Here is a 9,644-nt window from a genome sequence, read left to right as displayed (position 1 = left end):
TGCGACCTTGGACAGCAACGCGCTTCAATAGTGCCCGCGGGAGAGGTAAGCAGAATGTGCCGCCCTAGTTTTTTTTGCCGGCATTTTGGCCGGTGTTTTGGCTGGCACCACGCACACGTCGCCGGCGCTGTTGGTAGCCGTCGTCAGGGCGATGCCGTACAGCGCAGCCAGCTTGGGCACGGCGTCGGCGTCGCTGGCGATGTCCCCCACCAGCTGGCCCGAACGCACCAGCAGCAGGCGCTCGAAACCCAGCAGCGCGTGGTTGATGTCGTGCAGGATGGCGACCACCGCGTGGCCGCGCGCGCGGCAAAAATTGGCGATGCTGTCCAGCAGCTCGAACTGCAGCCCGGGATCGAGCGCGGCCAGCGGTTCGTCAACCAGCACCAGGCCATCTTCCACATCCCACAATTGCGCAAAGATGCGCGCCAGCTGCACCCTGGCCTGCTCGCCGCCCGACATGCTGTCCATGCGCCGGCCCAGCAGATGGCTGGCATGCGCCAGCGCGGCCGCCTGCTGCACGATGTGATGCAGTTGCGGATCAAACAGGCGCGCCACCCGGCCGAGACCAATCACCAGTTCGGCCTGCAGGCCGAAGGCCACGTTCGATGCCTGCGGCAGCACGGCGCGGCGCAGCGCCAGCTCCATCAGCGGCCATTGTTCCAGCGGGCGGCCGCCGAATGTCACGCGCCCGGCATGCGGGCGGCACTCCCGCGCCATCAATTTGAGCAAGGTGGTCTTGCCGGCGCCGCTGGGGCCAAGGATGGCGACCCGTTCGCCGGCGGCGATGGACAGATTGAAGGGTCCGAAATACTGCTGGCCCAGACGGGTGGTGGCGAAATGCAGTTCCAGTAATGGCATGGCGTTCCTCAGGCGGTGGAATGGCGAAAGCGCCGCAGCAGCATCAGGAAAAATGGCCCTCCCAGCAGGGCCGTGAAAATGCCGACCGGGACCTCGGCGGGAATCGCCACCGTGCGCGCCAGGGTGTCGGCCAACAGCAGCAGCAAGCCGCCCGCCAGCATGCCCAGCGGCAGCACGCGGCGCTGGTCGGCGCCCAGCCAGGTGCGCACCAGGTGCGGCGCGATCAGGCCGATAAAACCGATGCCGCCGCACCAGGCCACGGCAAAGCCGGTCAGCACCGCCACCAATAAGATCACCTGGGTGCGCAGGCGGCCCACGTCCACACCGACATGCAGCGCGGCCGCTTCGCCCAGCGCCAGCGCGTTCAGCGCGCGCGTCAAGTACCGCGTCGCCCACAGCGCGCCGGCCAGCACCAGCAGCAAGGCGGCCACCTGGCGCCAACTGCCGGCCGACAGCGAACCCAGGGTCCAGAACGTCAGGGTGCGCAACTGCTCGTCACTGGCCAGATAGATGCACAAGCCCATCACGGCAACCATGATGGCGTTCAGCGCCACGCCTGTCAGCAGCAGGCCGACAATCGAGCCGGGCGTGGCCCAGCGCGCGACACGGTCGAGCAGCACGCACACCAGCATGGCGCCGGCAAAGGCCGCGCCTGGCAGCAGCCACAGACGCAGCTCGGGCGCCACCTGCAGGCCGGCCGCAAACACGATGGTGATGGCGCCCGCGCAGGCGGCGCCGCTGCTGACGCCCAGCAGGCTTGGGTCGGCCAGCGGATTACGAAACAAGCCTTGCGTCAGGCCGCCGGCCAGTGCCAGCGCGGCGCCCACCAGCACGGCGAACAGCGCGCGCGGCAGGCGGATATGCCACAGCACATAGGCGCCGCCGGACAAGGCCTCGTCTCCAGCGCGCAAGGGGGCCAGCCAGTCGCCGATGGTGACCGGCACGGCCCCGGCCTGCACCGCGGCCACCAGGCCGATGGCCAGCATGGCCACCAGCAGCGCCACGGCACCGGGACGTGGAGCATTCCAGGGCACTCGCACTGGCGCCATCGGCATCACGCTCATGCCGTCATGGCTTTGGCGAACGCGGTATCGAGCGCCGCCAGCGCCTGCGGCATGCGCGGGCCAAAGCCCAGCATCAGCATGGCTTCCAGCGACACGATGCGGTGCTGCTTGCCGGCCGGCGTCTGTGCCAGGCCGGGCAGTTTCAGGATGCCGTCGACCCCGCCCGACGCTTTCAAGCCCTGGTCGGTGACCAGCACGACGTCGGGCCGCGCGGCGATCACGGCTTCCGGCGTCAGCGGTTTGTAGCCGCCAAAACCGGCCGATCCGCCCATCACATTGACGGCGCCCGCATACGCCAGCATGGCGTCGGCGCCGGTATCCCTGCCACCGACCATCACCTGGTTCGGCGCATGGGCCAGGATAAACAGCACCCGTAGCGGGGTGGGCCGCCGCTGCACGCCGGCCAAGGCGCCGCTCCATTGCTGCTGCAAGGTTTGCGCCAGGCGCGTGGCCGGCTCCGCGCGGCCGGTAATCCGGCCCACCTGTTTTACCCGCTCGAGCAGGCCTTCGAAGCGGTTATTCGCGTTCAGCACATGCACCGTCACGCCCGCGTCGCGCACCTGGCGCAGCACCGTGGCCGGCCCCGCTTCTTCGGTCGCGATCAATTGCGTGGGCGCCAGCGACAGCACGCCTTCGGCCGACAGGGTGCGCGCATAGCCCACCTGCGGCAGCTGCTGCGCGGTGGCCGGGAAAAGTGACGTCGTGTCGACGCCCACCAGTTCGGCCTGGGCATCGAGTGCATACACGATTTCGGTCAGGGCGCCGCCCACGCTGACGATGCGGCGCGCCTTGGCCAGCGGCTTGCCGGCGTCGCTGACGGCGGCCAGCACCTGCATCGGCGCGGCCAGCGCGATGGCACCAGCTCCCATTTTTTTCAGCGCGATGCGGCGCGCCACGCTGGCGGCGATCATGCGGCGCATAATTCACCCTCCGACACAACGCGCTCGACCACATTGCGCCATTCGCACAATTCATGGTTGCCCGGTTTGCGCTCGCCAAAGAACATGACGATGGTGTCGCCCTTGGCGTCGAACAGTTCGACCGAGGTGACCAGGCCATCGACGGTGGGCTTTTTCACCACCCAGGCGCTGGCGACATGGTCTTCGCGCAAATGCAGGTTGAAGCGGGAATCGAGGATATTGATCCACGGCCCCGCAACTAGAATCTTGTGCACCGGACCCGAATGGATCTGGATCATGCCGGGGTTGCCGACAAAGGCCATGATGGCCACTTTTTCGCGCGCCGCCTCGTTCAGCAGATCGAGCACGCACGACACGTCGAGCTGCTGCACGAAGCGCGGCTCGGCCAGACGCAGGCCCTGCAGGCGCGAGACTGAGTATTTTTTCAGCAAGGCGAAAAAATCATGCGTGTCGCGCAGGTCGGCCCAGCCGGCGCGAAAGCCGGCCACGTCGATCCGCGCGTCGGGCAATTCCGCCGCCGGCGCTGGCGGTGCCGCGACGGTCATGCCCGGCTCCTGGTCGTCATCGGCAAAGCGCGTCACCACCGCCTCCCAGGCGGCCAGTATGCTTTGCGGAGTAAGAAAAATCTTGTGCACGGCATGGCCGGCGGCATCGAAAAACTGCAGGCTGCGCTGCACCGTGTTTTCTTTCAGCTCGCGCACGGCAAAGCCATGCGCCCACTGGCGGTAGAACACGCGCAGGTCGATCTCGCCACCGAGCACCAGGCCCACGTGATGATTGTGGCTGGCCTGGCGGTAGACGCCGGTTTTTTCATGCACGCAGGAGGCATTGCGCGTCAGGGCCATCACCTCGCCCACCGGTTCGAGCGCGGCGATGATGGCCGGCCATTGCGCCTGCAGGCGCTCGGCGCCCAGCAAGGCGCCGTCGGCCAGCGACAGGCCCGTATGCGCGGCGATCAGCACGCCTTCGGAAATCTGCAGCTGCTGCGCGATATCGCGGTGGCGCGCATTTTTCTCGCGGCGCAAACGGGCGAACTCTTCGGCGATCTCGATGCTGCGTGATGGGAACGTGGTGGGCACGGTGGTCTCCTTTCAAGGCGAACACTGGCTGGCGGCAAGCTGGCTGGTGGGGAATGGTGGAATCAATTATAAATGCGAATCATTCGCAATTGAAGATTTATTTGATCCGTATCCGACAGCCCAAAAAAAACGCCGCATGAAAGCGGCGTCAAGGATAAAAGAACAAGCTCAGGCGCTGGCCTGCGCGCCCGGCAAGTTGGCCGGCTTGGCGGCCGGTTTCGGGGTTGGCTTATTGGCCAGCAACACCACCGCCGCCAGCACCATGGCGCCGCCCAGCAATTGCGTGCCGCTGACCTTTTCGCCCAGCATGCCCACGCCAAACGCCATGGTGATCACCGGTTCGAAGGTGGAAATGATGGACGCGCGGGCCGCGCCGATCTGCGCCACGCCGGCAAAAAACGCCGCGATCGCGATCGCCGTGGAGAACAGGGCGATCGCCGCCACCGCCAGCCAGCCGGTCGCCGTGCCCGGCAGGGACACGCCCTGCCAGACGGCAATCGCGCTGTTGGCCAGGCCGGCCGTACCCAGTATCACCACGCAGGCGGCCAGCGGGTGGATGATGACCGCGCTTTTCGACAGGCTGTTGCCAAACAGGATATAGACCGCATAGACGCCGGCGGCCATCAGCGCCAGCGCGATGCCGATCGGCTGGCCCTGCAGCTTGCCGCCCAGGGTGACGGCCATGCCGGCAATCGCCAGCACCATCAGCACCAGCATGCGGCGGTCCAGCTTTTCCCAGCCCAGCGCCAGCGCCAGGATCGTCACCAATACCGGATAGGCATACAGCAGCATGCCGCACAGGCCGCTGCTGGCATACAGCAAGGCATTGAAATAGCCTTGCGACTGGGCCGTATACATCAGGCCCATCAGCATGTAGCCGGCCAGCAGGCGGCCACGCGGCAAGCGCCAGCCGCCGAGCCACACCAGCGGCAACAGCAGCATGGCGGCGATCACGAAACGCAGGGCCAGCATGGTCGACGGATTGACCCCGGAGGCATACGCCGCCTTGGCAAAAACGGCGGAGCTGCCGAAACCGGCGGCCGACAACAACACCAGCGCAACGGCGCGGCGATCAGACATGACTTACCTCTTCAAATAATGGGAACAAAGCCGATCACGGATGGCTTTGGAAATATTGGACATGCGTCAATGAATTTGCGGGTGCAATTCACGCATCATTGACATGATAAGTGCTTGCGGAAAATGAAACAAACCAATATTCTTCACGGATAGACTCAATTTGATTAAGGCTCGCATGTCCCGTCACCTGCCCCCGCTCGCCGCCCTGCATGCGTTTGAAGCGGCCGCCCGCCATGAAGGCTTCCAGCGCGCCGGCGAAGAACTGCATGTCTCGGCCGGCGCCATCGGCCACCATGTCCGGCAGGTCGAGGCCTGGCTGGGCGTGGCGCTGTTCCAGCGCCTGCCGCGCGGCGTGGTGCTGACCGGCGCCGGCCAGCGCTATGCGGCCGCGCTGGGGCCGGTGCTGAACCAGCTGGCCGAAGTGTCGGAGGCGGCGCGGCGCCAGGGCGACGACAAGGTGGTGACGGTGACGGCCACCAGTTCGCTCGTCTCGCGCTGGCTGATGCCGCGCCTGGGCCGGCTGCGCGACCGCCATCCGCAGATCGAGCTGCGCGTGCTGGCCTCGATGCATCCGGTCGACCTGGCGCGGGACGGGGTCGACGTAGCGATACGGCTGGGGCCGGGCCGCTATCCGGGCCTGAAGGTGGATTTGCTGATGGAAGAACGGTTTTCGGCCGTCTGCAGTCCCGGCTTTCGCGCCAGCGCCGCCAAGCTGCGGCGACCTGCCGACCTGCTGCGCTATCCGTTGCTGCACGACGAACCGGAAGTGCGCCTGGCCGGTGAAATCGACTGGGGCCGCTGGCTGCACAGCTGCGGCGTCGCCTACAGCGGCAACAGCGGCGCGCGTTTTTCGCACACCTATTTATGCCTGGACGCGGCCGCCAGCGGCCAGGGCGTGGCGATCGCCGCCAGCCCCTTGATCGGCGACGACCTGCGCTCGGGCCGCCTGGTGCGCCTGTTCGAACACCAGGTGCTGGGCCCCCACTGCTACTACCTGCTGCGCTCGCCCCAGGCCGAGACGCGCCCGCTGGTGCATGCCTTCTGCGAATGGCTGATCGCCGAAGCGCGCGCCGACCAGGAAACCGTGTGGCCGGAGGTCGACGCATGAGTACGCGCGAGTTGGCGCGCAGCCGCCATTACATGGTCGAGCATGAATATGAATCGGCCTCGGTGACCGGGCCGGATGGCGTCAGGACGGTGATCGGCGAGTTTTATGGCGATCCGGCGGTGGCGCTGATCGATGCGCAGGAACGATGGTGCGCGGTGGCCGGTGCAGGGCTGATCGTGTGCCGCTTGGCGCCTGCTGGAGCTTGCGTGGAATACTACAGACAGCCGGACGAGACCCTGTGGATCACCGGCTTGCGGCAAACGGCCCCGTTTGCGCTGGCACTGCAAGCCGAGGATGGCGGCATGACCATCCTCGACTTCGGCAACGATCTTACAATTTGATGAAATGCTCGCGGTAGTATTTCAGCTCTTCGATCGATTCGAGGATATCGGCCAGCGCCGTATGCTTCTGGTGCTTCTTGAAGCCGGTGGCGATCTCCGGCTTCCAGCGCTTGCACAGCTCTTTGAGGGTCGACACGTCGACGTTGCGATAGTGGAAGAACGCTTCCAGCTTCGGCATGCCGCGCACCATGAAGCGGCGGTCCTGGCCGATGGTGTTGCCGCACATCGGCGATTTACCGGCTGGCACGTATTTTTTCAGGAACGCGATCAGTTCCGCTTCCGCCTGCGCTTCCGTCACGGTCGAGGCCTTGACCTTGTCGATCAGGCCCGAACGGCCGTGGGTGCCCTTGTTCCAGGCGTCCATCTTGTTCAGGGTTTCGTCGGACTGGTGGATCACGAACACGGGGCCTTCGGCCAGCAGGTTCAGGTGCATGTCGGTGACGACCACCGCCACTTCGATGATGCGGTCGGTGTCGGGCTCCAGGCCGGTCATTTCCATGTCGACCCAGACCAGGTTCATCTCGTTGGGACGGGCCGGCACGGCCGGTGCGGGGGAGGATGTGGATAAGTCGGTCGCTTGTGACATAATTCTCTCTTGGCCTAATCAACTGAATAATCAGCCATTTTCTCACAGGCACAGAATGTATTCACTCGCGTTTTCGATTTTGTTTGTTTCCATCCTTGTTTTGACCCTGCTGGTGCGCTTCTGGCTCGCCTCGCGGCAGATCCGCCACGTGCTGGCCAACCGCGCCCGTGTACCGGCCGAATTTGCCGAAAAAATCGCCCTCGCCGCACACCAGAAGGCGGCCGACTACACGGTGGCCAGGACCAAGTTCGGCTTGCTGACCCTGCTGGTCGAATCGGCCGTGCTGGTCGCGTTTACCCTGCTCGGCGGCCTGCAATGGCTGGCGCTGCACCTGCAGGAACTGACGGGGCCGGGGATGTCCTACCAGATCGGCCTGATCGTCGCCTTTGTCGCCATCTCGGGGCTGGTCGACCTGCCGTTCGACTACTACCGCCAGTTCGTGCTGGAACAGCGCTTCGGCTTCAACACCATGCGCCGCGGCCTGTTTTTCATGGATATGCTCAAGGGCATGGGCCTGGGCGCCGTGATCGGCCTGCCGCTGCTGTGGGTGGTGCTGGCGCTGATGGACAAGTCCGGCGCCCTGTGGTGGTTCTACGCCTGGTGCGTATGGAGCGGCTTTCAGTTGCTGATGATGGTGCTCTATCCGACCGTGATCGCGCCGCTGTTCAACAAATTCACGCCGCTGGCCGACGAATCGCTGAAAAGCCGCATCGAAGGCCTGATGCAGCGCGTCGGTTTCGCCTCGAAAGGCCTGTTCGTGATGGATGGCTCGAAGCGCAGCGCCCACGGCAACGCGTATTTTTCGGGCTTTGGCGCGAATAAACGCATCGTGTTTTTCGACACCCTGCTGTCGCGCCTGGCGCCGCATGAAATCGAAGCGGTGCTGGCGCACGAACTGGGCCATTTCAAGCTCAAGCATATCGTCAAGCGCATCGCCATGATGTTCGCCGTCTCGCTGGGTTTCCTTGCGCTGCTGGGCTATCTGAAGACCCAGCCCTGGTTCTATGCGGGCCTGGGCATCGATCCGATGGCGCTGGCGCTGACCGGCCAGCCGACGGACGCCATCGCCCTGCTGCTGTTCATGCTGGTGCTGCCGGTATTTACTTTCCTGCTGGGCCCCTTGGCTTCGCTCAGCTCGCGCAAGCATGAATTCGAGGCCGATGCCTTTGCCGCCCGGCATACGCAGGCGGACGACTTGGTGTCGGCGCTGGTGAAAATGTACGAAGACAATGCCTCGACCCTGACACCCGACCCGCTGCACTCGGCCTTTTACGATTCGCACCCGCCGGCCAGCGTCCGCATCCGCCACCTGAAAGGGGCAACCGCATGAACCTGCCACACACCTTCGAAGAACTGACCCTGCAAACTTGCGCCCCGCTGCAGCACGCCCTGAGCGAGGCCGGCATTGCCGCCCTGCTGCCGCTGCTGCCGGAATGGACGCTGCAGGAAGGCAAGCTGTGCCGCAGTTACGACTTCAAGAATTATTACCAGACCCTGGCGTTCGTCAACGCCCTGGCTTATATGACCCATACCCAAGATCATCACCCGGAGCTCATCATCACTTACAAAACCTGCGCCGTGCGCTACGACACGCACTCGGTCAACCAGGGCGCTGGCGGCCTGTCGGAAAACGACTTCATCTGCGCCGCCAGGGCCGATGCCATTTACGCCGGCCGACAGGTGGAAAAATGAGCGATGCCAAGCTGACCGGCATCATCATCGCCGCCCATGGCCGCCACTACCTGGCCGACGTCGAGGGCGCCAAGCTGCAATGCGTCACGCGCGGCAAGAAGACCAATGTGGCCGTCGGCGATATCGTGCACCTGACGCGCACCTCGAACGACCAGGCCGTGATCGACCGCATCGAAGAACGCAAGACCCTGCTGTACCGCTCGGACCAGTACAAATCGAAACTGCTGGCCGCCAACCTGACCCAGCTGTTCATCGTGGTGGCGACCGAACCCGGCTTTGCAGACGACCTGATCTCGCGCTCGCTGGTGGCGGCCGACGCGGCCGGCATCGAGGCGCGCATCATCCTCAACAAGACCGATGTGACGGCGTCGCTGGAGCGCGCCCGCGAACGCCTGCTGCCGTATTCCTCGATGGGCTACCCGGTCGATGAAGTGTCGGCCCGCGCCGAACCGGAACATGCGGTGGCGACGCTGTCGCCGCTGCTGGCGGGCCAGTCGTCGATCCTGATCGGCCAGTCGGGCATGGGCAAGTCCTCGCTGATCAACCTGCTGGTGCCGGACGCCGATATCGCCGTGCGCGAAATTTCGGCCGCGCTCGACACCGGCAAGCACACGACCACCTTTACCCGTTTGTACACCTTGCCGGAACTGGGCCAGCACAGCTCCATCATCGATTCGCCGGGCTTCCAGGAATTCGGCCTGTATCACCTGAGCGAAGGCATGCTGGAGCGCGCTTTCCGCGAATTCCAGCCCTACCTGGGCGGCTGCAAGTTCTACAACTGCCGCCACCTGATCGAGCCGCAATGCGCCATCCTGGACGCCGTGGCCGCAGGCAAGATCGCGAAGATGCGCCACACCCTGTATGGCCAGTTGCTGCATGAGTCGGCGCAGACACTGTACTGATTTTCGAATTTCCC

At 65.0% G+C, this 9,644-nt stretch carries 11 protein-coding genes; 5 read left to right on the top strand and 6 right to left on the bottom strand.

Annotated features, from left to right (window positions below; genetic code table 11):
- Positions 1-24: 24 nt before the first annotated feature.
- From ACP7B7_RS29720 to ACP7B7_RS29700, 5 genes are all read right to left on the bottom strand, one after another.
- Positions 25-858, bottom strand: coding sequence for an ATP-binding cassette domain-containing protein (locus tag ACP7B7_RS29720; RefSeq protein WP_426079087.1), 834 nt, complete (start codon positions 856-858; stop codon positions 25-27).
- Positions 859-866: 8 nt separating this feature from the next.
- Positions 867-1,907 carry a FecCD family ABC transporter permease gene (locus ACP7B7_RS29715; protein WP_426079086.1) on the bottom strand — a complete coding sequence of 347 codons (1,041 nt, stop codon included), beginning with the start codon at positions 1,905-1,907 and terminating at the stop codon, positions 867-869.
- An 11-nt stretch (positions 1,908-1,918) separates the two neighbouring features.
- A complete protein-coding gene (locus ACP7B7_RS29710; RefSeq protein ID WP_426079085.1) occupies positions 1,919-2,842 on the bottom strand; it encodes a heme/hemin ABC transporter substrate-binding protein in 924 nt (307 codons plus the stop codon).
- The gene (locus tag ACP7B7_RS29705; protein ID WP_426079084.1) at positions 2,830-3,921 is read right to left on the bottom strand and encodes a hemin-degrading factor; all 1,092 of its coding nucleotides are present in this window, start codon (positions 3,919-3,921) and stop codon (positions 2,830-2,832) included. The genes ACP7B7_RS29710 and ACP7B7_RS29705 overlap by 13 nt, the downstream gene beginning before the upstream one ends.
- A 168-nt stretch (positions 3,922-4,089) precedes the next feature.
- A complete protein-coding gene (locus ACP7B7_RS29700; RefSeq protein ID WP_426079083.1) occupies positions 4,090-5,001 on the bottom strand; it encodes a DMT family transporter in 912 nt (303 codons plus the stop codon).
- 175 nt (positions 5,002-5,176) lie between these two features.
- Between ACP7B7_RS29700 and gcvA the strand changes: the two genes are divergently transcribed.
- Positions 5,177-6,109 carry a transcriptional regulator GcvA gene (gene gcvA / locus ACP7B7_RS29695; RefSeq protein ID WP_426079082.1) on the top strand — a complete coding sequence of 311 codons (933 nt, stop codon included), beginning with the start codon at positions 5,177-5,179 and terminating at the stop codon, positions 6,107-6,109.
- Positions 6,106-6,450 carry a hypothetical protein gene (locus ACP7B7_RS29690; RefSeq protein WP_426079081.1) on the top strand — a complete coding sequence of 115 codons (345 nt, stop codon included), beginning with the start codon at positions 6,106-6,108 and terminating at the stop codon, positions 6,448-6,450. The genes gcvA and ACP7B7_RS29690 overlap by 4 nt, the downstream gene beginning before the upstream one ends.
- Here ACP7B7_RS29690 and orn read toward each other — a convergent pair.
- Entirely contained in the window at positions 6,440-7,036 is a 597-nt protein-coding gene (gene orn, locus ACP7B7_RS29685; protein WP_308922429.1) for an oligoribonuclease, read from the bottom strand. The two genes, ACP7B7_RS29690 and orn, sit on opposite strands and share 11 nt — an antisense overlap.
- 55 nt (positions 7,037-7,091) lie before the next feature.
- On the opposite strand from orn, the gene ACP7B7_RS29680 reads away from it, so the two are divergent.
- Genes ACP7B7_RS29680 through rsgA form a run of 3 tightly spaced genes read left to right on the top strand, consistent with a single transcriptional unit; the run spans position 7,092 to position 9,630 of the window.
- Positions 7,092-8,366: a M48 family metallopeptidase gene (locus ACP7B7_RS29680; RefSeq protein WP_308922430.1), complete on the top strand. Its 1,275-nt coding sequence runs from the start codon at positions 7,092-7,094 to the stop codon at positions 8,364-8,366.
- Complete coding sequence (locus tag ACP7B7_RS29675) at positions 8,363-8,728, top strand: 4a-hydroxytetrahydrobiopterin dehydratase (protein WP_308922431.1); 366 nt, start codon at positions 8,363-8,365, stop codon at positions 8,726-8,728. Before ACP7B7_RS29680 ends, ACP7B7_RS29675 begins: the two co-directional genes overlap by 4 nt.
- Positions 8,725-9,630: a ribosome small subunit-dependent GTPase A gene (gene rsgA, locus ACP7B7_RS29670; RefSeq protein WP_308922432.1), complete on the top strand. Its 906-nt coding sequence runs from the start codon at positions 8,725-8,727 to the stop codon at positions 9,628-9,630. The genes ACP7B7_RS29675 and rsgA overlap by 4 nt, the downstream gene beginning before the upstream one ends.
- Positions 9,631-9,644: the final 14 nt, after the last annotated feature.

It is taken from the genome of Janthinobacterium sp. PSPC3-1 (assembly GCF_049896105.1).
Classification (GTDB): Bacteria; Pseudomonadota; Gammaproteobacteria; order Burkholderiales; family Burkholderiaceae_D; genus Janthinobacterium.
Note: the sequence above shows the minus strand (reverse complement) of the source record. Positions and strands in the feature narration are given on the sequence as shown.